Raw genomic sequence first — 25,205 nt, 5'->3', positions numbered from 1 at the left:
GTACGGTAGTCCGAGCAATTTCGAAACCATTCAAACTCAAGTTTTGCAGCGTTAAAACGGGGATAATATTAAAAATATCATTTTACAGATCAGTAGGTTAGCATTTAATCAATTGACTCACCCAGATGCGCTGAGTGAGCCATAGACAATTAATTTACCTTTGACTCATGAATTTTACGCTGGCGCTCACGCTCTAGCTCTTTTTCACGACGGTGCTTTTCCACGGCGCCCATGACTTCCGCTCCAATATGGGCTTCGCCACGCTCTTTGGCCAGCTGCACTTGGCGCTCACGCTCAATAAAACGCTGACGCTGTTCATCTGTGTATTTATCAAAACAGTGTGGGCAGCTCACTCCTTGCTGGTAACGCTCGTCTTGCTTTTCTTCTTCAGTGATCGGCATACGACAGGCATGACACTGGTCATATTGCCCTTTTTCCAAGCTATGATTCACTGAAACGCGATTATCAAACACAAAACAATCGCCTTCCCATAGGGACTCTTCTTGCGGCACCTCTTCTAAATACTTAAGAATACCTCCTTCAAGATGGTAAACCTCTTCAAAGCCTTTTTCTTTTAAGAAAGCGGTAGATTTCTCGCAACGAATTCCCCCCGTGCAAAACATGGCCACTTTTTTGTGTTTAGCTGGGTCTAAATTTTCTTCCACATAACTTGGGAATTGACGGAAAGTATCCGTTTTCGGGTTCACTGCATTTTTGAAGGTACCGATTTGGTATTCGTAATCGTTACGGGTATCAATCAACACCACATCCGGATCAGAGATAAGATTGTTCCATTCCGTTGGTTTGACGTACGTCCCCACCACACGTTTAGGGTCAATGCCTTCAATCCCCATGGTGACAATTTCTTTTTTCAACTTCACCTTAGTGCGATAGAAAGGCATACTGTCGTCGAAAGATTCTTTATAGCCAATGTTTTCTAAGCCAGGTTGTTGATCCAACCACGCCAACATCGCATCGATTCCTTCACGAGAACCCGCCACCGTACCATTAATGCCTTCGCTAGCCAGCAATAAGGTACCGCGAATCCCATTGTCTTCTAACACCGTCTGTAGCGGTTCACGTAAAGATTCAAAATGGGGCAGCTCAACAAATTTGTAGAGCGCACAAACAACAACTTTAGACACTTTCTTTCTCCTATGCGGTCTGGAACGTAAAACCAGAGCAATTAAACAAGCGGCGCATTATAGAGATTTTTTCAGGATATTTCGAGTCTGATTTGCGGCTTCGTGCACGGGGTGACCTAGGCGACACAAAAGAGAAAATGGTTATTGATCCGGGTCGAGGGTCTTCGCAGTGGTATTATTAACACGAAACCACCCAGCAATACTGTGACGCGTGCGCTGCGCAACTTTCACCTCGTGGTAAAAATTTTCGCTTAAAAACACCGCCAACCGCCCCTTTTTCGGGAAAAAACGCCCAATTTCTACATCAGGATTATGCTCATCATACACCACAAGCTCACCACCATCCCCTTCTTGCCAATCGTCATTAAGGTACAAAACCGTAGACAATACGCGGTTGCTTTTACCTTTAAAGGCATCAAGATGTTTTTCGTAAAACGCGCCTTTTTCATAACGAGCAAAGTGCGCTTCGTAATCAAACAAACCTAAGAAAAACTGGCGATTCAGCACAACGCGCAGCGCTTCCATTTCATCCAGAAAGGTTTTACGAGTAGCATTGATTGGGTCAATCCATTGAATATAATCACGGCGGGCATCCAAGGCGACTTGGTGATCCTGTTTACGGCCAATACCCGCCTGCGACATGGCCACATTACGAATGCTTTCTGCCTCTTCCATCAGTTTTTCCGTAAACGCCTGCGAAAAAAAATCGTCCTGAATACTCCAACCTTTTGTCTGCAGATCGTTCAACAACAGAGCGAACGGCTCAATGCGGCTAAACGCAGGTAATAAAGTTTCAGGCAAGTCATCTGGCAGCAGCTCAGTAGCATCAAACGGGGAAAGCGTCGTATTACAGGTCATATCAATTTCATTCACATCAACAACGGCATCATTGCCAAAGCATTAATGATACTGTAGCACGCCTCAGAACACACGAATTTCGTTACTGATAAGTGACTCGCGTCATGCTTTCCAACAACGCTGAGACATGCTATTTTCGCAGCCATGAAACAGCCTTATGTTCTTCGCGATTATCAGCAACAAGCAGTCAACGCGACCTTATCCCATTTTCGAAAAAGTGCCGATCCAGCCGTTATCGTCTTACCGACGGGGGCAGGCAAAAGCCTAGTGATCGCCGAACTCAGTCGCCTAGCACGCGGCCGTGTGATTTGTTTAGCCCACGTCAAAGAATTAGTCGAGCAAAATCACGCCAAGTTTCTTGCGACGGGTTTGCAAGCGGGCATTTTTTCTGCGGGACTAAACCAAAAGAACACTACGGAAAAAACCACCTTCGCCAGCATTCAGTCTATTTCGGCTCATCTGGATGCTTTTCAGCAACCCGCCAGTCTTGTCATTATTGACGAATGCCACCGTGTTGAAATGGAAGAAGGCAGCCAATACCAAAAAACCCTCGCTCATTTTTTGGCATTAAACCCCAACACCAGAATACTGGGGTTAACTGCCACGCCCTATCGATTGGGTTCTGGTTGGATTTATCAAAGTCATTATCACGGCTTTGTCCGCGATGCCAACAATACATTTTTTAAACGCTGCATCTATGAACTCCCCCTCCAACACATGGTCAAACAGGGTTATTTAACCAAACCCATTCACTACGATGCCGCCATTGCCCATTACGACTTTAGCTTGCTCACCGAAAGCTTAGATGGCGAACAAGACACCGATGCCATTGCGCTAAATGAACTCATCCACAAACACCCGCGAGTCACACAGGCTATTACGGAACAAATCGTGCAGCTAAGTCAGGATCGCCAAGGCGTGATGATCTTTGCCTCCACCATCGAACACGCCATTGAGATTCTAGGGTATTTAAACCATTTAGAAGACAACCAGGCAGACCCGACAAAAGAACCGTCTGTCGCCCTTATCACAGGCAAAACCCCCAACAAAGAACGGGATCGATTAATCAACGAATTCAAAGCCAGAAAAATTAAATATTTGGTGAACGTATCGGTCCTGACCACAGGGTTCGATGCTCCCCATGTGGATGTCATCGCCATTTTACGTCCGACCCAATCCATTAGTTTATTTCAACAAATCGTCGGCCGAGGACTGCGCTTAAGTCCTGGCAAAAAAGACTGTTTGATTTTGGATTACACCAACAATGGCTACAACATTTTTCAACCAGAAGTGGGCGAAAAGAAACCCACCAAAGACTCAGAAGCCGTACTAGTGCATTGCCCTGAATGCGACTTTGCCAACATATTTTGGGGAAGAAAAGACAGCGAGGGTAATATCATTGAGCACTTTGGACGTCGCTGTCACGGCTTGATGGAGACGCCACACGGTGAAGAAGCGTGCACCTATCGATTTACTTTCAAACGCTGCCCGCACTGTAATGAAGAAAACGATATCGCAGCACGTCATTGCACTCATTGCCATGAACGATTAATCGATCCAGACGACCAACTGCGTAACGCGCTCAACTTAAAAAACAACAAAGTCTTGCGCTGCTCCGGCATCACACTCACCTTATTAAAGGCTGAGCACGCCATCAAAGTGACCTACCACGACGAAGACGGTAGCACGCTCAGTGAGTCTTTCTTTTTTAACCAGAAAAAGTCCAAACAACGCTTTAACGAGCATTTTGGTAGGCGCATTGCCAACGGCACTCAGCCATTGACGTTTGACACGCCAGAAGACGCCATAAAGTTTGAGCCCTATTTTCCTGCGCCAGACTTTGTCATCGCTAAAAAACAGAAAAATCACTGGCAAGTCAGTGAACGATTATTTGATTACCAAGGGCCTTATCGAAAAGCAAACGAATCCCACTAACCGGCCTTTTTTTGCGCATTTTTAAACGACACATCAAAGGGCAAGTTTAAATTACTCAAACGCTCAAGCGCTTTCGTCCCTAATACGCCAGAAGGCAAACCGTCAAACAGCACCATACAAAAATTCGCCGCCATGTTTTCAGCAAAAATGACGGCAGTCTTTTCATCCACTCCTACGCGTTTAAAACGCTTAGTGACCCCCTCCGTCATCACGGACAGCTGTTTACTGTGAAAGCCACCATGAGCCAAGCTGTCAAACAAAGCCAAACGGGCAAACTCAGCGTATCGATCATAAAAAGCGAAGAGAACCTGAGCCATTTGCAGCAAGTAATCGGTTGGGGATTGAGAATGTGTTTGTGCGTCCGCCGCCTCACGAAGGGCGACATCCATTTCATCGAAGAAAATATCTTTAACGAGGGAAAGTTTATCAGGGAAATGAACAAATAAGGTGCCAACTGACACACCCGCCTGAGCGCTTAAATAACGCGTACTCGTATTCTCTATGCCATTGTCTAAAAACGCTTGTTTGGCGATACGTTTAATTTTGGCGCGAGTATTGGCCTTTTGAGTTTGACGCAAGCTCACAAAACATCCCTCTTGGTAACGGTACGCCTTGGAGTTTATCCTGTCCCAATTATGAACACGAGTCTATTTTTCACTCAAAAGGCGACAAAAACAATTTATCGCCTAGCCTTCGTATTAATTGAGAAAACGCAAACGCTGCATTTGATCTAAATTAAGGCTTTCTGACAACGCCGACATGAACTTAACAATGCGCCTTGCGTTGACACCATAATCCCCTTTACCAACACGCGAACAAGAGCGCATATCCACACGAGTCTTGCCATCCTTTGTCGTCATCAGACGTATCACCACATCGTCGCGAAAACCAAAGACGGGGGTTCTTGCCGTCGCTTCGATCAAGCCGACTTCTGGATAGGAGGCGACCAACAGCCAATCATTATCCAACACCAGCTTCAAGGCTTTTTGAAACACAACCTCTTTGCTCTTGCTGGTCACAAGAGGCTTTACATTGGGATAAAACTTTTTCTGAATGCTCGCCCATTCTTTATGATATGTCAGGCTATTTTCACCAGAGTGTCGCAAAAAATTGATGTTTATATAGGCAGGAGGGGTCACAGTATCCGTTGTGATATCGTTAATATCTGGCAATCCGGAGCGTTGCACATAAAAGATAATCCACATGGCGCTGTATAACACGGTTAACACCAACACCAAATAAAAGAAGCGATTCGTCGCTGCATTGCATTCTTTACGGCAGACAATCAAAGAAATCACTGCCAAAAAAGACAATACAAGAGAAGAAATGACACTCTTTTTTAATAACGAAAAACCTGTAACAGGGTCAAAAAGCCCGACTCTAACACCAGCGATGGATATAAAAGCTAAACAACCTACCAACATCAGGAGTACATATAACACGGGCGAGATGTAGCGACTCATAAAATACTCAGATAACAGATATATGACTCACACCTTAGCCTGCTAACGCCGCCTCGAACAGAACAACGCCTAACCTTTAGATCTTATTCCTCAATATTTGCTTATTTTTCGTCAATATATACGCAAATTGCTGCAAAAAAATCATCCTAGTTATTGATTTTCAATGACTCTGCCAAAAAAAACGCTAAAATACTGCCCTCGAAAAAAAACACCTCAATGCAGCCCAAAGACACATTATGCCCTTAAAACACCCACCTCACTGCGTTGACAAACTGCGCCAACAATGTCAAGAAAGTGCGATGCGCCCTTTTATCGCCCGTGGCGCCAATGCCATTCGCTGTCCCTCTTGTTTGATGGCGGAATTTGCCTGTTTTTGCCAACATAGAAAAACCAGCGACGCCCCCTTCCAGTTTATTTTACTCTTCCACCGTGATGAGATACATAAACCAACCAACAGTGGCAGACTGATTGCCGATTTGTACCCGAACGACACGCAGGCTTTTCTTTGGCACAGAACGCAGCCCCCTGCCGCCCTTCTAAAGCAGCTTAAAGCCATCCAGGGACATTGCTCCATCTTGTTTCCCAACACCCCGACCGCACAGTCACAAAATCGACCACCACAACCCTTGCCACTGCCCACCCCAGAAGAGGGCAGCAAACATACCTTTATTGTGCTAGACGGAACTTGGAAACAGGCCAGCAAAATGTTTCATCAAAGTGAATGGTTAAAAGCCATTCCCCATCTCGAAATCAACAGTGAAGCGCAACGGTCTTTTTTAGTCAGACACTCCAGCCATCGCATGCAATTTGCCACCGCTGAAGTGGTCGCATTATTGATGGACAGCCTAGGGTACCAACAAGAAGCCGCAAAACTGCTAACTTATAACAATGTATTCAATACACATTGTCTTAACAGTCGAAAACGAAGCAATGAAAAGACAGACGACTTAACGGCGTAATAACAAGGTCGCCATGCCATCAGAATGAAATTGTACCGCTTGATTCTTTTTGCGCCCCACGAGAATCGGGCCATTATCCAGAAATAGAAAAGCCTTCCAAGTGCGTTTAAATACCGCCCAAGGCATTTCAAATACCAGCTCGTTATGACAGCAGAAAAAGACTTTTGTCTCCTCTCCCCAAGCAGCAAAATGAGCCAAAATCTCCTCAGGCAACGCCTCCTCGGTGGCGTCCCAACGTTTTTCCCATGCCACTTTCATCACTTGTCGCTCAACGGCATTCGGCCAATCTTGCTCCGTAAAATGATCAGGGTGGATTTGGCTATCACTAATATAGTCGCGCCACACCGATGCCGCGCTTTGCTCATCCAGCAAGCGAATCTCTGCAAGATCCTGCACCGCGACCTTCGGATCTTCGCGTCTAAAAATCCAACTCTTTGAAAAACTGTCTAACGATGTGTGTGCCATTATTTCCTTCGTAAACCGTGAATGATGAAAAAAACTAACCAAATAGATGAAAAAGGATCGTTTGTTTGTAAGCCAATCCCCCTCTATTATTATAATTGTTGTAATAAAACAACATTTTGAACCAAGAGCGCTAGCAAGTGCTCATTAAAAACACTCAATAAAGGAGTACCATTATGGATTCTCAAGACCAATACGAAGCACTATTAAAAGCATGGGGGTTTGAAGACCGCAGTGTAGAACGCCAAGCACGTCGAGAAAAAATTGCTCGCGTAGCCAAAATTGTCTTATCTTTTTGTAAGGATATGATTCTTCACGCTCGCAAACCACGTTCACACGCAACAAGCCACTAATGCTGAACAGCACATTGAAACAAATAATAATACTTAGACCCAATTATCGGGTAACAGTATAACCTATTTGATACATTTTAAGGGGAGAAAAACAATAAAACCCCCTCCCTTCCTCTTCGTTACCCTCACACCCTCACCACACCTTTTATCTTAACCTTACACCTTCTTTCATACTTTGAAATTCGCTATCATCCAAGCTCACACATAACCTAAATTGTTTTTTTATGACTGATCAATACAAAGCCATTCTTTTTGACTGCGACGGTGTCATTGTTGACACAGAAAACATCTCTAACCGAATATTAAAAAGACAATTTGCTCGATATGGCCTCATCGTTGACGATGCCATGCTGCACGAGCGCTTCTCAGGCTATAGCAGCAAAAAGAACATTGAGACAGCAGAACAAATGCTTGGTAAGGCTTTACCAGAGTCATTTGAAAGAGAGTTCAGAGAAGAGTTTCAAGACACCATTAACCATCATTTAGAGCCTATTCATGGCGTTTGCCAGTTATTAAGCAAAATAACAGTACCAATCGCCATGGCAACAAATGCCCGACGGGATGAAATGGAGTTCAAACTCCAAAAAATTGGCCTAGCAGAACGCTTTGCAACTCGTTTTAGCTTTGATGATGTGGCCAATGGTAAACCTTTTCCCGACCTCTACCTAAAAGCCGCCGCGGCATTGGGGGTTGCCCCGGAAGATTGCATTGTCATTGAAGACTCCATTGCCGGGATTACCGCAGGGCGAGCCGCCGGCATGCGTGTTTTTGCCTTTAGCGAAACACTATCCGCTAACAAACAAACCGCCGCTGGCGCAACGGTTTGTTTTAACACCATGGAAGAACTCGAAAAGCTGCTCGGTTTACACTAGTTTGGCGGCGCTTCTTGCTCGCCAAACCAGTAAAAAGACCTATTAGCTCATGGATTTTAATTGCTTTAGCAGACTCTTTGGCAACTCTTTAATAGTAAGAGTGCCAGTGTCTGCATCAAAGTGAATGGACTCGCCAAGCAGATCGCTGTCAAAACTCATGGTTAATGCTCGTGAGCTCCCAGAAAGGCGCGTTAGTTTTTTCAACCCAGCCTTCTCCACGAAAATTTCTTTTTCCATTTTAAAACTGTCTGAATCGGCGATTTCCAGAAACTTATTGGCCTGCTCCACCGAAAAGCGAGTTTCCACTTCACGAGCAATGTCCTTAATCTCCAACGGCTCCCGTTCTTCCGCTTTGCTTTGACAATGCTCCGATACAACACGTTTAAAATCATTTGCCTGTTTCGATGGTAAGCCTTCAGATTGGCAAAATGCAGAAGTCAAATCCACCAACTTACGGGTTTCTTTGGCTGCCGCCTTTGGCTCATCACAACCAATAAATTGCGTAAAGTACTCACTTTCAAATTTAGGCGCGCGACCAAAACGAAAGGCTATGTAGCGTCCCTCATCCTCCGCCTGCCAAGCACTAAGATTAATACGCAACGCCATATGAAGCTTTTCTATTTCAATTTGCTCAACTTGCGACAAACTCAAATCCGCCCCAAGACCAATGCCTTGCTTGCGTTTTAACAATACAATGTATAAAAAATGCGCGTCATGCAGCTCATAATGGTTAAACCACAACAACCCGCCTTCCGCTTCTTCAACATTTTCTAAGTACTTTAAATACTCAGCAGCACACTCTTTAGAAAATCCAGCAAAATCCAAAAACGCACCATCTTTAAAATGCTTCGTCAGCAGTGCAGGCAATTGTGATCCCTCCTCACTGCCATGTGGATTCGAAAAGCGCCCCGTATTCATACCTGAGCGGTTAAACAAATTAATGACCTGCTCAGAAAGTGCTTGGGCCTGCATATCGACCGGATTTTCATTAGGACGCGCAATCAATATTGCTTTACGTTCACCTTCATGCTTTTGAATTTCATGCACAATTAAGTTGGTAATAGACACCAGCAACCTCTTACGTTTAGTATGAATAGATTATGACCACGCCCTTAGAAAAGGCAATTCAACACCGATAGCACGACTTATGATCAAACCTAAAAGCACAAAGAAAGACACACGCAAAGAGATTGATTCTCTCGTCGAGGAATTCATCAAAGCTAAAGGACAGATCCAGCAAGTTGAGATGGGAGAATCTGGTCTTGTTGACGGCAAGTATAACACGAGCCACATAGGCTTTACCGAGCCCAAAAAAGAGCGTACACCACTAAATCACATTGTGGCCGCTCTAGATGAGCGTAAACACCCAAAAAACAAATCATCCAGTATTAAGAAACGCCCTAAAAAGAAAATCATCTACGACGATTTTGGCGAACCGATACGCTGGGTATGGGAAGAATAGTGCAAATATTTCCCTTGAGGTGTTTTTCATGGCCCAATACCTTTATTATATCGATATATCTCAATATATGGGCATCTTAAAAGCGATCAATAAGGAGTACTCATGTCAGCACGATACCTACATGCCATGATCAGAACCGACAAACCGGAAGAAAGCCATACCTTCTACACCCAAGGCCTAGGGCTTATCCAGACGCGCCGCATGGACAGTGAAAAAGGACAATTTTCGCTTATCTATTACGCGACAGAAAAAGGTGCACCAGAAGTGGAACTTACTCACAACTGGGATGATCGAACTTACAGCGGCGGTGATCAATTTGGCCACCTTGCTTTTGAAGTAGACAATATCTATGACGTCTGTGCCAACTTACAATCCATGGGCGTCACCATCTTGCGTCCCCCACGGGATGGCCACATGGCATTTATCAAAGACCCAAACAACATCTCCATCGAGCTATTGCAAAAAGATGGCAGCCTGGAACCCGCTGAGCCTTGGTTATCCATGGAAAACACCGGCTCTTGGTAACATTCCTATTTGAATAAACAGCCTGATTACAAAACATTTATTTTACTTACATTTGATTACAAAAAATGTTTTGTAACAGGCTCCTACTACATTTGCACTACAGTCCAGCCCACCTAAATCTCCTAACCTGTATACAGTCAGAAGTTGAGCAGTGCTTTTTTCTTCTCGTAAAAGCTAAAAAAACACACTCAAAATATATGAGCCTAGTCAGTTAGGAGACTCTAATGAACCGCTATCGTTTTATGACGCTTTGTGCCATGACCAGCTTATTTGCTCTTGTACAGAATGTCTTTGCTGAGACAAATGCTCAACCGTTCCCCAAAGACAGTGTCTACAACAACAATGCCAGACTCTACAGCAGCGCGATTCAAACAAGACTCAATGACCAAGATGGAGACGGCGTCATCGATGGACGTGACCTATGCCCGAATACGCCGCCCAATGCTGTCGTTAACAATGATGGCTGCTCTATTCAATCCTCTAAACTATTCAGTCTAGACATGAAAGTCCTATTTGACTCAGGCAAAGCCGTTGTCAGACCGCAATTTTATCCGCAAGTCAAAAAGCTGGCCGATTTCTTAAAAAAATACCCGAAAAGCACGGTAAATATTGAAGGCTACACGGATAATATTGGCAATCAAGCCTACAACTTAAACCTATCCCAACAACGAGCTTCTGCCATCGCCGATGTATTGATTCATATTTTTGGCATTTCTCCAATGCGAGTAGAAGCCATTGGGCATGGTCAGAACAACCCTATTGCTTCCAATGACACCGCCGCAGGAAGGGAGCGTAATCGCCGAGTGGTTGCTGAAGTCTTTGCGAAACAAAAAGCCAACAACCTCCGCTGGACCATTTACAGCGTCGATCAAAACCAAAATACTGCCTTTAACACAAGAAATTAGGCCTCGTCTTTTAGATGTTTTGCGCCTACTAAAGGTAAAGGCTCGACCACAGCACCAAAAAACAGGCGTTATAAAGGCCGTTAAGCCTTTATAACGCAGTGTTATCCCTCTCTACACAATCTACCCATAACCCATAGACATATCTTAAATTCTACTTAACCGAAAAAAAACGCCTAAACTCTTGTTTTTCTTAACCGATTGTTCGAAAAATAACCGATAGAATGAGTGACTCAACTAAAAACCAAGTCTATACTACTTCTTTGCAGTTTCTTTAGTTTTGCAGGTTGTCATGGACAGAGTACGTTGTAATCAAAAGACCATATCTCACAATAACAATATAAACAAAATTTATATCACATTATTATCCATCTTAACCATCACCATGACGCTATCATCACCAAGTGCAGGTGCCATGACCGTCCATGCGATTTACGAAGCTCCATCGACAGACACCACCCCTATTTTAGAACTGGGGTTTCCAGAACATACAACGCTTGTATCCATGGCGGATATTGAAAGCTTGCCGCTATACAAAACGGACAACATGAACCACTTTGATGGCCCCTCTGGTCAGTTCTATGGTGTCTGGCTGAATGACCTGTTAGCAAAATACCATCTTGAGAATGCACCACGGCTGCGTTTTACCGCATTAGACGGGTACGAAGTTTTTATCGATCAAGCAAACCGCAAAAAGCGACAATATTTTTTAGCCACTCGATTAAACAACCTTCCCATTACAGCGGATAATCTGGGCCCATTGATGCTTCTTATCCCCTATGATCTCAACCTCCCAGTTAATCAAGCTGAATCCAAAAGCCGCTGGATTTGGGCCCTTCATACCATAATCGCCCAATGAAAATCGCCACTTCCGCAAAAAAAATGCGCGTCATTGTCTGGCTGGTTTTTATCTTCTTCTTAATGTTATGTATTGGATCCTTGTCATACTTCCAAAAACAGTCGCGCCAATTACTGGGCTCTAACTTTACGGCGCTGGTTATCGACGTAATGCAAGCTGAAGAAGATTCTCACTTATTAAAACGCGCCCTAATGCAATTAAAAAGCAACAGTCCCTATTTTGATAGCAATGAGCTGAAAGCTATTCGTTTAAGGTTGCAATATCGCTTTCCTATCATTGATAAAAAAATGCGCAACAGTTCATTTGAGCCAGAAACCTACATGCCTTATATAGAAAAACTACAGACATTAAAGGGGTTACTCCCAGAATTGGCCAAACGTATTGATAGCTTCCAGAAAGACCCAAGCACCAAACCCTCTCTTGTCGCTTTATTAACGACATTTGATGTCAATATGAGCTTCGCTTATAACGAATTACACACAATTATCCAGGTCAACTCAGACATCGAACGCCGCTTAAAAAACAAATTAACCTTGCTGATTTGGGGACTAGTCTTTGCGTTCCTTTGCACCCTGTTCGCCCTATGCATTGCCATTACGCATTTGTATTCCAAAAGAGAAGAACTCACCATACAAAGCAATGAGGATCACCTTACCCAATTACCCAACCGACGTTTTATTGCAGAAAAAGCCCAGGAGATCCTATCAGGCAACCCAGATTTTATTGGCTTGGCCATTTTAGACCTGGACCACTTCAAAAAAGTAAACGATTTATTTGGCCATCCAGCAGGAGACGAAGCGCTCAAGGCCATCGCCAACATTATCAAGCAATACACTACACCGCCTCATGTTGCAGCACGTCTTGGTGGCGAAGAATTCTGTATATTGTTTACCAATATTTCAGAAAGAAAAGCCAACGCTATTTGTGAAGATATCCGACAGGCCGTCGAAGAAACCAACATTCCGATCAACAATACCAGCACCCATATCACCATTAGTGTTGGTCTGTATTGCCAAGCTACACCTTGTGACGATCAAGCCTTTCGCCACATCTACCAGCTGGCTGACAGCGCACTCTATCTGGCGAAGAAACAAGGCAGAAACCAAGTCGTTTTGTTTCAAAAAGAAGTAATGGATCACGCTTAGCGCCATCACCTATCGGAAAGAGTAAGCAACCAATCGATTGAGATAGAAAAGGGAATCGTTACGATTCACTTCTAACCATGGAAAAACAGTATAAAGTTAAGCATAATACTGCCCATAAGGTCAGGGTTCTTGTTGTATGGAAGCAAAACAACGAACGTAGAGAGACCTTTGCACGATGCCACGAGCGACGCCAAGACGCGGCAAAAACAGACGAGAAAGCGGAGTTTATCGCTATAAATGGGCATTTTGAGTCTGTTTTTAACAAAGTATTTGCAAGCGCAGTCGTCGTGCAAAAGTCTCGTAGATTTTTTAAATGGCACTCCCCCTAATGCCAGTAACATGCCAAGCAACCACTAAGACAGGATTATCCTATATTCCGTATTAGCGAATGTGCTTGGGTTTCATAAATTATCAGTGGAAAGACTATGCTTCCGATACTTCATTTTATCTTTGCGTTGCTGGTTATCTTTGCTTTAGCCGCATTAGTCAGTTACGACCGCAAAAAGATCCGTTTTCAATACATCGCCCTCATGATTATTATTGAGCTTGCCATTACTTGGTTTCTGCTCAACTCATCATACGGCTTAGCCTCTATTCAAAGCGTTGCCACAGCGTTTGAGAAATTGATGAAATTTGCCGGAGAAGGCACCGACTTTGTCTTTGGCAATATGAACAAACAAGGTTTGGCATTTGTCTTTATCAATGTGCTTTGCCCTATCATCTTTATCTCGGCACTCATTGGTATTTTGCAACACTTTAAAATCTTGCCCTGGATTATTCGCATCATCGGTACGATTTTGTCTAAAGTGAATGGCATGGGGAAACTGGAATCCTTTAACGCCGTTAGCTCATTATTGCTTGGTCAATCAGAAAACTTTATTGCCTATAAAAGCATTTTGAGCAAACAGTCACCTCGTCGCATGTACACCATGGCTGCAACCGCCATGTCGACTGTGTCCATGTCCATCGTAGGGGCCTATATGACCATGCTAGAACCCAAATACGTGGTACTGGCACTTATTCTTAACCTCTTTAGTACCTTCATCATTCTTTCTATTATCAACCCATACCGCCCACACGAAGAGCCAGAACCAGAACTAAACGACATGCATGAATCGCAAACTTTCTTTGAAATGCTTGGCGATTACATTTTAGCGGGCTTCCGTGTGGCCATGATTGTCGCAGCCATGTTAATTGGTTTTATCGCCTTAATCGCCCTACTAAACGCAATATTTAGCAGCCTGTTCGGCTTAAGCTTTCAAGACATCATGGGCTACCTGTTCTACCCACTTGCTTGGGTCATCGGCATCCCTGCACACGATGCGTTGCAAGTTGGCAGCATCATGGCAACCAAACTGGTGTCCAACGAATTTGTCGCCATGCTAGAAGTTCAGAAAATTGCCACACAACTTGAACCCCGTAGCCTTGGCATTCTATCTGTCTTCCTAGTCTCCTTTGCCAACTTTGCATCCATCGGCATTGTGGCTGGCGCGATCAAAGGTGTCAGTGAAGAACAAGGTAATGTGGTGTCTCGCTTTGGCTTCCGTCTTGTTTACGGTGCAACGCTGGTGAGCTTGTTGTCTGCTGCTGTGGTGGGCGCGATTTTATAACTGCCCATAATAAAGACACAAAAAACCATTAAAAAAAGAGGTCAAGCGACCTCTTTTTTTTGATAAATACATTATGATATTTACAGATAACCAGAGCGTTTACCATTACAGACCCAACTAGAAGACAGATGACACTGACCCGACTCTAGAAGAAACGCACTAGAACGAGAACGCGATTAAAAAGACACACACTCAGGTGAATCCACACGCATCACAGACTCTTGTTGAAATTCCTTTCTGTACAAATTGCGCAGCGCTTCAATCTTTTCATTGCTGGCTTTGTCATTGGTAGGATAAATCAACATCAGCGCACGACTGTCTTCTTTCGCCACCTTACCGTCATTTCCCAACCATTGACCTTTCGCTGCAAACACCGTTAAACCATCACGAAAACGCGGTGTGACTTCTTTATCAACAAACCCTTGCCACTGAGCCTCAGTAACCACCCCGCCCGCAGGACGACTCATACCAAAATACAAGGTTGTCTGCTGCATTTGATCGCCCACTGTACACGCTATAGTAGGCGCCGCAGACGCCTCTTTAGAACCCATCTGCGCACAACCAGACATACCCAAAACCGCTACCGAGAAAACACCAACCACCACACTACGGCGAAAATAAGACTTCTTCATACTGTTTACCTTTTAGCCAAATACAAAGCGCCCGAAAACGCCAACAACGAAAATAAGAGACCTTACCGTTCCGTCGAAAAGCCACCCACTAAGAAATGAATTTGAGGAGCATTTTACTGTAAACCGTATAAAATTTGCCAGCAATAAGGAAAACAGAGAAAGCCAATAGCAAGCTCCCTCCTCAAGCACCACATCTTATCCAAAAATAAAAATGAAGCCTAAGAGCACTTTACGGTAGAATAAACAAAAGTTTGCCAGCATTAAGGAAGAGCATGATCCCTAACTACCAAGACTGCATGAGGCCTTTTTTGGAAGCCGTCAACAATGCATCGGATGCGGAAGTAAAATTAAGAGACATCATTACGGCCATTAGTGATCATTTCCAACTTTCAGAAGCGGAACGCTTTGAGCCTTTGCCCAGCGGCAAACAACCCATCATCGACAACCGTGTGGGTTGGGCTCGCACCTATCTGAGCAAAGCCGGTTTAATCGACAGCCCACGCCGCGCCCATTTTCAAATTACTCAACGCGGATTAAACGCCCTAAGTGACCCAAACGTAGAGATTAATACCCAATATTTAAAACAGTTTGAAGAATTCATCGACTTCACAAGCACCAGTGCAAAAACAAACGATGCCACACCACTAGAACAACAAAACGTCGAAACAAACGACACCCCCGACGAAGTATTGCGTAATGCCTACAAAACCATCAACGATGCCCTCGCCCAAGACATTCTAGAGCGTACTCGTAACGTCACGCCGGCTTTCTTTGAACAACTGCTTATCGATCTACTTATTGCCATGGGTTACGGCGGCACAGAAGAAGGCACAGCCCACGCGTTGGGCAAGTCAGGAGACAATGGCGTAGACGGTGTTATCAACCAAGACCCGCTCGGCGTAGATCAAATCTATATCCAAGCCAAACGTTATAAACAAGGCAATAACATCAGCTCTGGCGACATTCGCGACTTCTTCGGCGCACTCAACCTAAAAAATGCTCAGAAAGGTATTTTTATCACCACTTCAGACTTTACCACCTCTGCCGTAGAAACCGCCCAACGCCTGAATACACGCATTGTTTTAATCAATGGAAATGAACTCGCTAAGCTTATGTTGCGTTACAATATCGGCAGTCGAAACGAACAGACCTTACAGATCAAAAAGATAGACGAAGAATTTTTTGACCAAGTTTAAACCGTCATTGCAACAGTATAAGATTAAGGGCACTCAAGATGCTATTGGACAATAAACTCAATATTACTGACCAAATAGAACTCTCGAAAGCAGAGGAAAAAATCAGTAAGCAAAAAGCCAAGCAGCTATTTGACTCCAATGACATAGAAAAAATTGAGATCGGCACCTTTAAAGGCCTCGCCTATATCCATGCCTACTTGTTTGAGGATATCTACCACTTTGCGGGTAAAATTCGCGAGGTTAATATTGCCAAAGGGGCTGATCTTCAAAATATAAGCCGATTTGCTCCTCTTATGTATTTAGAGCCATCACTCAAACACATCGACGCCATGCCTCAGAACAATTTCGATGAGATCATCGAAAAATACGTCGAAATGAACATCGCCCACCCATTTCGAGAAGGCAATGGCCGCGCCACCCGCATCTGGCTTGATCTTATACTCAAAAAAGAAATCCAACAGGTCATCGACTGGAATGCCGTCGATAAAGACGACTACCTTTCTTCCATGCAGCGCAGCGTCGTCAAAGACGTTGAAATTAAAGTATTACTCAAACAAGCCCTAACCGACAAAATCCACGACCGTGCGTTATTTATGAAAGGTATAGACGTAAGTTACTACTACGAAGGCTACAGCGAGTTTAAGACCGAAGAGCTATAGCATCAGAATTTTTGACATTTAAATTATCACGCACTTATTAGAAGACCTATATGAACAACCAAGAACAGGAATACTTAAAAGAGTTAGAGAAAAAACTCTGGAACGCCGCCGACAAATTGCGTGCTTCACTAGATGCTTCACAATATAAACACGCCGTACTTGGACTGATATTCGTTAAATACGTGTCTGATGCCTTTACCATTCGTCAGGAAGAGATCAAAGCCGACCTTGCCAACCCAGAACACGAATACTATTTAGACCCAGAAGGCTTTAGCGCGGAAGAATTGGCCGAAGAAATCGCCATCGAGCTAGAGCAGCGGGACTACTACATCGAGAAAAACGTCTTTTGGCTACCGACCGAGTCGCGTTGGTCGTTCCTTCAAGATAATGGCCCAGTGGTGATCGGTGGTGCGGATCTAGAAATCGACGGTAAAACCAAAAAAATCACCTCAGTCGGTCACTTAATAGACAGCGCATTAGAAGGCATTGAGCGCGAAAACAAAAAGCTCAAAGGAGTGCTGAACAAACATTACGCTCAGCTGCGAATTGATCAAGCCAAGCTTAACGAGCTGATCAACCTGATAGCCACCATTCCGTTTAACCACAAATCGCTCAACAGCAAAGATATCCTAGGCCATATCTACGAGTACTTCCTCGGTCAATTTGCTCTAGCAGAAGGTAAAAAAGGCGGTCAGTTCTATACGCCTGCGTCTATTGTTAGCTTAATTGTAGAAATGATCGAGCCCTTCGAAGGTCGCGTCTACGACCCTGCCATGGGTTCTGGTGGTTTCTTTGTGCAATCGGAAAAGTTTATCGAACGTTATGCCAATCAATACGATATCGACCCGATCACACAAAAGCAGAAAATTTCCATCTATGGCCAAGAGTACAACTACACCACTTGGCAACTGGCGGCCATGAACATGGCGATTCGTGGCTTAGACTATGACTTCGGTAAAGAGCCAGCCAGTACCTATACCAATGATCAGCACCCCGATTTACGTGCTGACTTTATCATGGCGAATCCGCCCTTCAATATGAAGGAATGGAACACGGGCGTAGACGATAACGACCCACGCTGGAAATATGGCACACCACCCGCCGGTAACGCCAACTTCGCCTGGCTACAACATATGCTGCATCACCTTGCGGCGGATGGCTCCCAAGCCCTATTGCTTGCCAATGGCTCGATGAGTTCCACCACCAATAACGAAGGGGAGATTCGTAAAGCGCTGATCGAAAATGATCTTGTGGAGTGTATGGTCGCCCTACCCGGCCAGCTCTTTACCAACACACAAATCCCCGCTTGTATTTGGTTCCTCACCAAAAACAAAGGCATGCGTACCGACAAAGCCGGACGCAAACTACGTGACCGCTCGGAAGAGATCTTATTTATCGACGCTCGTAACCTTGGTTATATGAAAGACCGCGTACTACGCGACTTTACTTGGGACGACATTCGCAAAGTCGCCGATACTTTCCACGCTTGGAAGACCACCAAGGATGGTGGAAATATTGAAAATGCAGGAGCAATAAGCGACGAGGGAAGCGACCTTACGCCCTATTCCGATATCGCTGGTTTCTGTAAATCCGCTACCCTAGCCGACATCCAAAAACACGATTACGTCCTAACGCCAGGCCGCTATGTGGGCGCTGCGAATGTGGAAGATGACGGCATTCCCTTTGCAGAGAAAATGGCCGACCTAACGCAAAAACTCAGCGAACAATTTGCCGAATCCGCCAAACTAGAAGCGGAGATTAAAAAGAACCTAGCGGGGTTGGGTTATGAGCTTTGAGACTAAAACTTTAGGTGAAGTATGTTCTGTCGGTGATGGGGCTCACGCTAAAGTTCAAAGAGTAGAGTCTGGAATTCCGTACCTCACATCTAAAAACATTGGCGAAGGTGTGCTCAAATTAGACAAATTGGATTTTATATCAGAAGAGTCTTTTGGAAAGCTTTTTCCAGTAGCTAGTAGGGCTACACGTCGCCCACAAGCAGGAGATGTGCTGTTTGGAATTATCGGTTCATTTGGCAATACGTATCTTTATAAAAAATCAGATCACTTTGGATTTTCAAGTTCGATAGGAATTCTAAGACCAGATCCCGAATTACTTGATTCAAAATATTTGTTTTATGTCATGAGAAGCAGGCAGTTTAGAGATATTCATGCTAATCATAATTCTGGTTCAGTACAAGGATATACAAATATTCCAACTGTGAAGGGGCTCCCTATACCTTTACCCAACTTAGCAATACAACGAAAAATAGCAAATATACTTTCATCATTTGATTCGAAAATTCAATCAAACCTGCAAACAAACCAAACCCTAGAAGAAATGGCGCAAGCCATTTTTAAATCATGGTTTGTCGATTTTGATCCCGTCAAAGCCAAGATAAACGGTCAGCAGCCAGTCGGTATGGACGAAGCAACAGCAGCGCTTTTTCCAGATAAGTTTGTTGAGAGTGAACTAGGGCTGATACCGGAGGGGTGGGCTGTTAGGAAACTATCAGACATCTGTAAAAATCATTCTCAATCATATAATTTGAAAAATGTTACTAAAGTCATTTTCGTAAATACTGGGGATGTTTTGGAAGGAGATTTTCTACACAATGACTATTCTTCTGTTGAAGAGCTACCTGGGCAAGCAAAAAAAGCTATCAAGGAGGGAGATATTCTCTACAGTGAGATTAGACCAAAGAACAAGCGATATGCTTATGTCGATTCCAATGTAAGTGATTATGTTGTATCAACTAAGTTCATGGTTATTCAGACAAACGAAAAAATCCACCCTCGGTTGTTATATATGATTTTGACTCGTCAAAACACCATTGATGAATTTAATGTAATAGCTGACTCTCGCTCTGGTACGTTTCCGCAAATTACTTTTAAGGCTATCTCTAATCTCGAGTTTTGTATCGCGCCTAACGATGTTCAAGAAGTGTTTGTAGCTCAGGTAATGCCTCTCATCAAGCTCCAAAAGTCGTTAAAAGAGGAAAAGAAACAATTAGATGAACTACGAGACACCCTACTACCTAAATTATTATCCGGTGAACTTTCATTAGACCAAGCCCAAGATTTGACTGAGGTATCACCATAAACACCCGAGTTAAGATAATTATTAAAATCTTAAGAGATAATCCCCGATCAGAAGTTTACCGCTTGGGAGTTAGCAAAGGTGCTTTTCATTCGTTATCCCGCAGAAATAGCGGAGAACATAGACTTTCACCACTATGTTACGCAAGTTGGCATCTACACCCAAACATGTACAATCACAGAACAAGCTTGGAACCAATAGAACTAATTATAAAAGGGATTTATATATGTACGAAAGCTTACTTGTTAACATCAGTAAATATGCAGCAAGCGACAAAAACTCTCCTATTGAAAACTTTATAACAGAAGCTTTTGCTTGGTTATTACGTAACGACGGTTCAGTAAGAGAAGCCATCGCTACGTTCTTACACAACAAATCAAAAGAACAAAGTTTAGAAATCCCACTCGTTGGAAACTCAGGGCGCATTGATACCCAAGTTAATTTCAATGGTAAGTATCCAGATATGTGCTGGGAGTCTAAAGACCATTCTTTTCGCATTATTTTTGAACATAAGATTTGGTCAGAGCTTCACGATAAGCAGCTAGATAACTACCGTAAGTATGCCGAAGAAAAATTCTACGAAGCTTATGCTCTTGTGCTGATCACTGCTCATATAGGACAACACAAACAAAGCCCAGATTTAGCGCTATGTTGGTATCAAATCGCCGAAGAAATCGAAAAAGTCAAAGACGGTAATGACAAGGAAAAATGGGTTCGAGGAGAGTTTATCAACCTTTTAAAAAGTAATGGGTTAATAGATATGTCACCGATCAATCCCCTTTCTATATCCTACTACAACGATGTAAAAAAACTAGATAAGCAGCTCTATGATATCGCCATAAGAACGGCAAACAAAAGCTGGCCCATCCAGCAATTAGCTGATGAACATATTTCATACAATAAAGTAGCACTTCAACGTAAGGTAGGTATAAACGAAAGGATCGGTAGGTACGACGCTTGGGGCCGTATTGGCTTAGAATTTAACAATGTCACTGAAGAATACGAAGAAGGAGGTTGGGCTCCCGGATTCTTCTGCGGTTTTGTCATTGATGATGAGGATCACTGCATAAATGACCTTATGTCAACAGAGCCATTAGCCGTTTTAATTATGGACATTGATGAACCGCTACACCCAGCAATGAACTCTAATGTTTATTATAAGTCCTTAGTTAATGAACTCATTTTACCTAAGGGTTGGCATTTCAGTGACCGTACTACTAAAAATAAGAACGAAAACCCATGGCACCCTCTTATTATTTATCAAGGTCTCACAGACTTTATTGGTAATGCGACCACACTTGAACAACAAAGTGACATATTTTTCCAGCAGATGACAGAACTCCAACAAGCGCTACTCAATTGCGCGTCTTTTGTCGCTTTCTGTAAAGACATGCATCGCCTGTATGGGGAAAAACAATAATGATCAACGAAGATCAATTAGAACAGCTGTGCCTTGATTGGTTTAAAGAGCTTAACTACCAATATGTGAATGGCTATGACATCGCGCCCGATGGCACTTCTCCTGAACGAGAAGACTTTCAGCAAGTCACTTTGCACCAGCGTTTACTTGATCGACTGGTAAAGCTAAACCCTTTTTTGCCTTACGATAATCTAATAGAAGTCGCTAAAACAGTGGCAACCCCTGAAACACCTATTCTCATTAAAAACAACCGTATCTTTCATAAGTATTTGATCGAAGGCGTGCCGCTTGAATATTCCATTGAACAAAATGGCGAGCAGGTTACTAAGCATACTCATGTTCGCTTGATCGACTTTAATGAGCCAGATAACAACGAATTCTTGGTCGTTAATCAGTTCACCATTATAGGGACTAAAGGCAACCGTCGCCCAGATATTGTCGTGTTTATCAATGGTCTGCCAATGGCGGTGATCGAGCTTAAAAACCCCGCCAACGAACAAACCGATATTTGGAATGCTTACAACCAACTGCAAACCTATAAAGACGAAATCTCAGACTTGTTTGTCTTTAACGAAGCCTTAGTGGTAAGTGACGGTTGGGTGGCACGTGTTGGTTCTCTTACCGCGAATCAAGAGCGTTACTTACCTTGGAAAGCCATCAATAACGAAGACGATAAACCGTTATTAGAGTTTCAATTGGAAACCTTGATACGAGGCTTTTTCAAACCTGAGCTTTTGTTGGATTATCTACGATACTTTATCTTGTTTGAGAACGATGGCGACAAAGTAATCAAAAAGATTGCTGGCTATCATCAATTCCACGCTGTTCGTGCCGCGGTTAAAGCAACCGTCATCGCGGCAGATAGTCAAACGGGGCTTGGTGAGCGTCGCGCCACTTACCTTGAAAAAGTCAAACCTGGTAGCCGTAAAGCAGGGGTAGTTTGGCATACCCAAGGCAGCGGTAAAAGCATCTCTATGGTGTGTTATGCCAGCAAATTGTTACAACAGCCCGAGCTTAATAACCCAACGCTTGTGGTGGTAACGGATCGTAATGATTTGGATAGTCAGCTCTTCAACACCTTTTCCATGGCAAGTGAAACCTTAAAACAAACGCCGCTGCAAGCCGATGGACGCGACGAATTGCGTGAATTGCTACTAGACCGCCAATCCGGTGGCATTATCTTTACCACGGTTCAAAAGTTCTCGTTGTTGGAAAAAGAAACGGAGCATCCAAGGCTCTCTGAACGCTCAAACATTATTGTCATTTCAGATGAAGCCCACCGTAGCCAATATGGTAACAAGGCGCGCTTAGTCGATGTAAAAGACGAGAAAGGTGACGTCATTGGCAAGCGTTATGTTTACGGTTATTCCAAGTACATGCGTGATGCCCTACCCAATGCATCCTTTATCGGTTTCACTGGAACACCAATTGATAAAGATGACAAGGACACTCGAAGTGTCTTTGGTGATTATGTTTCGATTTATGATATTCAAGATGCCGTAGACGACGGCGCGACTGTGCCGATTTACTACGAATCTCGTTTAGCGAAGCTCGATATCAATCAAGACAAGATAGAAGCACTGAACGATGAAGTGGAAGACGAAATCGGTGAGGAAGAAGAAACCGCTAGCCGTGAGAGAATTAAATCCCAATGGTCTGCTCTCGAAAAACTGGTCGGTGCGCAACCGCGCATTGATGCAGTAGCAAAAGACCTTGTGGAGCATTTTACCACTCGCTGCGAAACCTTCCCTGGTAAAGCGATGATTGTTGGCATGAGCCGTGAAATCTGTGTCGATTTATACGATGCCATTATTAAGCTTAAACCAGAATGGCACGATGAGGATCCGAACAAAGGCGCCATTAAAATTGTCATGACAGGCTCAGCATCGGATCGCCAAAAGATGCAGGCGCATATCTATGATAAGAAAACCAAAAAGCTCTTTGAAAAGCGCTTTAAAGATACAGACGATGAGCTAAAACTCGTCATTGTGCGGGATATGTGGCTCACTGGCTTTGATGCGCCTTGTTGTCACACCATGTACATCGACAAGCCAATGAAAGGCCATAATCTGATGCAGGCCATTGCGCGTGTAAACCGCGTTTTTAAAGACAAACCCGGTGGCTTAGTAGTGGATTACCTCGGCATTGCCAACGACCTGAAAGATGCACTAAAAACCTATACCAATAGCAAAGGTAAAGGCCAGCCTACCGTTGATACCGCAGAGGCGTTCGCTTACCTAGAAGAGCGCATCGATATCATCCGTGGCATGTTTGCCACACCGTCTGATAACGGTTCCGTCTTCTCCTATCTTGACGATTACGAAAGTAAGCCTCTTCAGCTATTACCAGGGGCGGTAAACCATATATCCGGTTTGAGCCACACTAACCGAGAAGGCAAAGAAGTACGTGACGGAAAGCGCCGCTTTCTTGATGCGATGGCACAGCTAAACAAAGCTTATTCCTTATGTAATACCCTTGACGAAGTCGAACCATATAAAAGTGAAATTGCCTTTTACGGCGCCGTTAAAACGGCGTTTTTAAAGCACTCTTCAGTGGATCAAAAACGCAGTGATGAATTACGTAATTCAGCCCTTCGTCAGATTTTAAATAACGCCATTGTTTCTGATGGCGTGGATGATATTTTTTCAACAGTTGGCTTAGACAAGCCCAATATTGGCTTGTTGTCTGACGAGTTCTTAGAAGACATGAAACACATGAAAGAGAAGAACCTCGCCGTTGAATTATTAGAGAAGCTTCTTCGGGATGAAGTCAAAGCCAGAATGAAAACGGACAAAGTACAAGAGAAAAAGTACTCCGACCGGATCATGGCAACCCTTCAGAAATATCATAATCGCAGCATCGAAACGGCACAGGTCATTGAAGAGCTGATCCAATGGGCGAAAGAAATGCAAGCTGATGCTGAGATGATGAAGAAAATGAATCTAACAGCTGATGAAATCGCCTTCTATCGCGCCTTAGTTGCCAATGAAGCCTCTGTCAGAGAATTAGGCGATGACAACTTGCGCAAACTCGCCATTGAACTCACGCACCAGCTAAGAAAATCTGCAACGGTTGATTGGTCGAAACGAGACAGCGTTCGCGCTCGTATGAGAAATCTCGTACGTCGTCTGCTGCGTCGTTTTAAATATCCGCCAGACAGATCTGATGAAGCCATTCGCTTAGTGCTAGAACAAGCTGAGGCACTGTCCGACAGCTGGGCTTAATAAAGAGTATATGGAAGACATGAGTATCATCATTCCTCTAATAGCCAGTTACTTATTCTTCGTTGGTTGCCTGGGCACTTTCATTTGGCTTGGAATCGTCATTTATTTAAAGAAAAAATGGCTCTCTGAACTAGAAGATATATTGGATAATGGCTGTCGCACTTTCAGCAGTTTAGGCTTATTCTTTGCTGGGCAAGGCGTTCTTCAATACGCCACTGTGTTCCTATGCCGCTTTCACGCTAAACGCTTTGGTATGTTGGAGAAAAGAGATAAGGTGCCTAAACATATCCAGCGATGGTTTATCTTTGCTTTTTACTGGTTAATGACAAGTGGCCTACTTATGTTTGGCTCTGGTGCGGTTTTGCATTTTTACTCTTAAGCTTATTAGTTTGCGCCTTCGGAGCGCCTCTCAAATACGTGAGGGTCAG

24 protein-coding genes are annotated in these 25,205 nt (G+C 43.8%); 17 read left to right on the top strand and 7 right to left on the bottom strand.

Annotated features, from left to right (window positions below; genetic code table 11):
- Nucleotides 1-149: 149 nt before the first annotated feature.
- Together JHD45_RS12275 and JHD45_RS12270 are read right to left on the bottom strand one after the other, a co-directional pair.
- Nucleotides 150-1,145 (bottom strand): rhodanese-related sulfurtransferase, encoded by a 996-nt coding sequence (locus tag JHD45_RS12275; RefSeq protein ID WP_199476809.1) that lies wholly within the window; start codon nt 1,143-1,145, stop codon nt 150-152.
- Between the two features lie 141 nt (nt 1,146-1,286).
- Nucleotides 1,287-2,003 carry a 2OG-Fe(II) oxygenase gene (locus tag JHD45_RS12270; RefSeq protein ID WP_199476808.1) on the bottom strand — a complete coding sequence of 239 codons (717 nt, stop codon included), beginning with the start codon at nt 2,001-2,003 and terminating at the stop codon, nt 1,287-1,289.
- 144 nt (nt 2,004-2,147) lie between these two features.
- Here JHD45_RS12270 and JHD45_RS12265 point away from each other — a divergent pair, with 144 nt between their 5' ends.
- The gene (locus JHD45_RS12265; protein WP_199476807.1) at nt 2,148-3,938 is read left to right on the top strand and encodes a DEAD/DEAH box helicase; all 1,791 of its coding nucleotides are present in this window, start codon (nt 2,148-2,150) and stop codon (nt 3,936-3,938) included.
- Here the strand turns inward: JHD45_RS12265 and JHD45_RS12260 are convergent.
- Together JHD45_RS12260 and JHD45_RS12255 are read right to left on the bottom strand one after the other, a co-directional pair.
- Nucleotides 3,935-4,522, bottom strand: a complete 588-nt coding sequence (locus JHD45_RS12260; RefSeq protein WP_199476806.1) for a TetR/AcrR family transcriptional regulator — start codon at nt 4,520-4,522, stop codon at nt 3,935-3,937. The two genes, JHD45_RS12265 and JHD45_RS12260, sit on opposite strands and share 4 nt — an antisense overlap.
- A gap of 114 nt (nt 4,523-4,636) precedes the next feature.
- The gene (locus JHD45_RS12255; RefSeq protein WP_199476805.1) at nt 4,637-5,401 is read right to left on the bottom strand and encodes a DUF1499 domain-containing protein; all 765 of its coding nucleotides are present in this window, start codon (nt 5,399-5,401) and stop codon (nt 4,637-4,639) included.
- A 236-nt stretch (nt 5,402-5,637) separates the two neighbouring features.
- On the opposite strand from JHD45_RS12255, the gene JHD45_RS12250 reads away from it, so the two are divergent.
- The gene (locus JHD45_RS12250; protein ID WP_199476804.1) at nt 5,638-6,360 is read left to right on the top strand and encodes a tRNA-uridine aminocarboxypropyltransferase; all 723 of its coding nucleotides are present in this window, start codon (nt 5,638-5,640) and stop codon (nt 6,358-6,360) included.
- On the opposite strand, the gene JHD45_RS12245 is transcribed toward JHD45_RS12250, so the two are convergent.
- Entirely contained in the window at nt 6,349-6,825 is a 477-nt protein-coding gene (locus tag JHD45_RS12245) for a DUF2947 family protein (protein ID WP_199476803.1), read from the bottom strand. The genes JHD45_RS12250 and JHD45_RS12245 overlap by 12 nt on opposite strands.
- A 173-nt stretch (nt 6,826-6,998) precedes the next feature.
- Between JHD45_RS12245 and JHD45_RS12240 the strand changes: the two genes are divergently transcribed.
- Together JHD45_RS12240 and JHD45_RS12235 are read left to right on the top strand one after the other, a co-directional pair.
- Entirely contained in the window at nt 6,999-7,175 is a 177-nt protein-coding gene (locus JHD45_RS12240; RefSeq protein WP_199476802.1) for a hypothetical protein, read from the top strand.
- A gap of 224 nt (nt 7,176-7,399) precedes the next feature.
- Nucleotides 7,400-8,047, top strand: a complete 648-nt coding sequence (locus JHD45_RS12235; RefSeq protein ID WP_199476801.1) for an HAD family hydrolase — start codon at nt 7,400-7,402, stop codon at nt 8,045-8,047.
- Between the two features lie 42 nt (nt 8,048-8,089).
- Here the strand turns inward: JHD45_RS12235 and JHD45_RS12230 are convergent, their stop codons facing one another.
- Nucleotides 8,090-9,115, bottom strand: coding sequence for a nucleoid-associated protein (locus JHD45_RS12230; protein WP_199476800.1), 1,026 nt, complete (start codon nt 9,113-9,115; stop codon nt 8,090-8,092).
- Nucleotides 9,116-9,194: 79 nt separating this feature from the next.
- Here JHD45_RS12230 and JHD45_RS12225 point away from each other — a divergent pair, with 79 nt between their 5' ends.
- The 6 genes from JHD45_RS12225 (at nt 9,195) to JHD45_RS12200 (ending at nt 14,550) form a co-directional block, all read left to right on the top strand.
- On the top strand, nt 9,195-9,509 hold the full coding sequence (locus JHD45_RS12225; protein ID WP_199476799.1) for a hypothetical protein: 315 nt from the start codon (nt 9,195-9,197) through the stop codon (nt 9,507-9,509).
- Between the two features lie 102 nt (nt 9,510-9,611).
- A complete protein-coding gene (locus JHD45_RS12220; RefSeq protein WP_199476798.1) occupies nt 9,612-10,034 on the top strand; it encodes a VOC family protein in 423 nt (140 codons plus the stop codon).
- A gap of 224 nt (nt 10,035-10,258) precedes the next feature.
- Nucleotides 10,259-10,939, top strand: a complete 681-nt coding sequence (locus tag JHD45_RS12215; protein ID WP_199476797.1) for an OmpA family protein — start codon at nt 10,259-10,261, stop codon at nt 10,937-10,939.
- Between the two features lie 289 nt (nt 10,940-11,228).
- A complete protein-coding gene (locus JHD45_RS12210; protein ID WP_199476796.1) occupies nt 11,229-11,795 on the top strand; it encodes a hypothetical protein in 567 nt (188 codons plus the stop codon).
- Nucleotides 11,792-12,940 carry a GGDEF domain-containing protein gene (locus JHD45_RS12205; RefSeq protein ID WP_233407791.1) on the top strand — a complete coding sequence of 383 codons (1,149 nt, stop codon included), beginning with the start codon at nt 11,792-11,794 and terminating at the stop codon, nt 12,938-12,940. Before JHD45_RS12210 ends, JHD45_RS12205 begins: the two co-directional genes overlap by 4 nt.
- A gap of 425 nt (nt 12,941-13,365) precedes the next feature.
- On the top strand, nt 13,366-14,550 hold the full coding sequence (locus JHD45_RS12200; RefSeq protein ID WP_199476794.1) for a NupC/NupG family nucleoside CNT transporter: 1,185 nt from the start codon (nt 13,366-13,368) through the stop codon (nt 14,548-14,550).
- A 176-nt stretch (nt 14,551-14,726) separates the two neighbouring features.
- On the opposite strand, the gene JHD45_RS12195 is transcribed toward JHD45_RS12200, so the two are convergent.
- A complete protein-coding gene (locus JHD45_RS12195) occupies nt 14,727-15,182 on the bottom strand; it encodes a DUF3574 domain-containing protein (protein ID WP_199476793.1) in 456 nt (151 codons plus the stop codon).
- Between the two features lie 272 nt (nt 15,183-15,454).
- Between JHD45_RS12195 and JHD45_RS12190 the strand changes: the two genes are divergently transcribed.
- From JHD45_RS12190 to JHD45_RS12160, 7 genes are all read left to right on the top strand, one after another.
- Nucleotides 15,455-16,378 carry a restriction endonuclease gene (locus JHD45_RS12190; protein ID WP_199476792.1) on the top strand — a complete coding sequence of 308 codons (924 nt, stop codon included), beginning with the start codon at nt 15,455-15,457 and terminating at the stop codon, nt 16,376-16,378.
- A 38-nt stretch (nt 16,379-16,416) separates the two neighbouring features.
- Entirely contained in the window at nt 16,417-17,037 is a 621-nt protein-coding gene (gene fic / locus JHD45_RS12185) for a protein adenylyltransferase Fic (protein ID WP_199476791.1), read from the top strand.
- Between the two features lie 50 nt (nt 17,038-17,087).
- Nucleotides 17,088-18,833 (top strand): type I restriction-modification system subunit M, encoded by a 1,746-nt coding sequence (locus JHD45_RS12180; protein WP_199476790.1) that lies wholly within the window; start codon nt 17,088-17,090, stop codon nt 18,831-18,833.
- Nucleotides 18,823-20,136, top strand: coding sequence for a restriction endonuclease subunit S (locus tag JHD45_RS12175; protein WP_199476789.1), 1,314 nt, complete (start codon nt 18,823-18,825; stop codon nt 20,134-20,136). Before JHD45_RS12180 ends, JHD45_RS12175 begins: the two co-directional genes overlap by 11 nt.
- A gap of 223 nt (nt 20,137-20,359) precedes the next feature.
- Nucleotides 20,360-21,553 (top strand): PD-(D/E)XK nuclease family protein, encoded by a 1,194-nt coding sequence (locus tag JHD45_RS12170; protein WP_199476788.1) that lies wholly within the window; start codon nt 20,360-20,362, stop codon nt 21,551-21,553.
- Nucleotides 21,553-24,777 (top strand): type I restriction endonuclease subunit R, encoded by a 3,225-nt coding sequence (locus JHD45_RS12165; protein ID WP_233407790.1) that lies wholly within the window; start codon nt 21,553-21,555, stop codon nt 24,775-24,777. The genes JHD45_RS12170 and JHD45_RS12165 overlap by 1 nt, the downstream gene beginning before the upstream one ends.
- Nucleotides 24,778-24,796: 19 nt before the next feature.
- The gene (locus JHD45_RS12160; RefSeq protein WP_199476787.1) at nt 24,797-25,156 is read left to right on the top strand and encodes a hypothetical protein; all 360 of its coding nucleotides are present in this window, start codon (nt 24,797-24,799) and stop codon (nt 25,154-25,156) included.
- Nucleotides 25,157-25,205: the final 49 nt, after the last annotated feature.

This window comes from Marinomonas spartinae (genome assembly GCF_016461715.1).
GTDB lineage: Bacteria > Pseudomonadota > Gammaproteobacteria > Pseudomonadales > Marinomonadaceae > Marinomonas > Marinomonas spartinae_A.
This window is presented reverse-complemented; position numbering and strand designations above follow the sequence as displayed.

What these genes read in the sequence shown, in the direction of transcription:
- JHD45_RS12190 (WP_199476792.1), top strand. Translation starts at nt 15,455, where the DNA reads ATGATCCCTAACTACCAAGACTGCATGAGGCCTTTTTTGGAAGCCGTC.
- JHD45_RS12175 (WP_199476789.1), top strand. Translation starts at nt 18,823, where the DNA reads ATGAGCTTTGAGACTAAAACTTTAGGTGAAGTATGTTCTGTCGGTGAT.
- JHD45_RS12210 (WP_199476796.1), top strand. Translation starts at nt 11,229, where the DNA reads ATGGACAGAGTACGTTGTAATCAAAAGACCATATCTCACAATAACAAT.
- JHD45_RS12220 (WP_199476798.1), top strand. Translation starts at nt 9,612, where the DNA reads ATGTCAGCACGATACCTACATGCCATGATCAGAACCGACAAACCGGAA.
- JHD45_RS12225 (WP_199476799.1), top strand. Translation starts at nt 9,195, where the DNA reads ATGATCAAACCTAAAAGCACAAAGAAAGACACACGCAAAGAGATTGAT.
- fic (WP_199476791.1), top strand. Translation starts at nt 16,417, where the DNA reads ATGCTATTGGACAATAAACTCAATATTACTGACCAAATAGAACTCTCG.
- JHD45_RS12265 (WP_199476807.1), top strand. Translation starts at nt 2,148, where the DNA reads ATGAAACAGCCTTATGTTCTTCGCGATTATCAGCAACAAGCAGTCAAC.
- JHD45_RS12245 (WP_199476803.1), bottom strand. Translation starts at nt 6,825, where the DNA reads ATGGCACACACATCGTTAGACAGTTTTTCAAAGAGTTGGATTTTTAGA.
- JHD45_RS12160 (WP_199476787.1), top strand. Translation starts at nt 24,797, where the DNA reads ATGAGTATCATCATTCCTCTAATAGCCAGTTACTTATTCTTCGTTGGT.
- JHD45_RS12255 (WP_199476805.1), bottom strand. Translation starts at nt 5,401, where the DNA reads ATGAGTCGCTACATCTCGCCCGTGTTATATGTACTCCTGATGTTGGTA.
- JHD45_RS12170 (WP_199476788.1), top strand. Translation starts at nt 20,360, where the DNA reads ATGTACGAAAGCTTACTTGTTAACATCAGTAAATATGCAGCAAGCGAC.
- JHD45_RS12240 (WP_199476802.1), top strand. Translation starts at nt 6,999, where the DNA reads ATGGATTCTCAAGACCAATACGAAGCACTATTAAAAGCATGGGGGTTT.
- JHD45_RS12200 (WP_199476794.1), top strand. Translation starts at nt 13,366, where the DNA reads ATGCTTCCGATACTTCATTTTATCTTTGCGTTGCTGGTTATCTTTGCT.
- JHD45_RS12215 (WP_199476797.1), top strand. Translation starts at nt 10,259, where the DNA reads ATGAACCGCTATCGTTTTATGACGCTTTGTGCCATGACCAGCTTATTT.
- JHD45_RS12205 (WP_233407791.1), top strand. Translation starts at nt 11,792, where the DNA reads ATGAAAATCGCCACTTCCGCAAAAAAAATGCGCGTCATTGTCTGGCTG.
- JHD45_RS12250 (WP_199476804.1), top strand. Translation starts at nt 5,638, where the DNA reads ATGCCCTTAAAACACCCACCTCACTGCGTTGACAAACTGCGCCAACAA.
- JHD45_RS12195 (WP_199476793.1), bottom strand. Translation starts at nt 15,182, where the DNA reads ATGAAGAAGTCTTATTTTCGCCGTAGTGTGGTGGTTGGTGTTTTCTCG.
- JHD45_RS12235 (WP_199476801.1), top strand. Translation starts at nt 7,400, where the DNA reads ATGACTGATCAATACAAAGCCATTCTTTTTGACTGCGACGGTGTCATT.
- JHD45_RS12165 (WP_233407790.1), top strand. Translation starts at nt 21,553, where the DNA reads ATGATCAACGAAGATCAATTAGAACAGCTGTGCCTTGATTGGTTTAAA.
- JHD45_RS12270 (WP_199476808.1), bottom strand. Translation starts at nt 2,003, where the DNA reads ATGACCTGTAATACGACGCTTTCCCCGTTTGATGCTACTGAGCTGCTG.
- JHD45_RS12180 (WP_199476790.1), top strand. Translation starts at nt 17,088, where the DNA reads ATGAACAACCAAGAACAGGAATACTTAAAAGAGTTAGAGAAAAAACTC.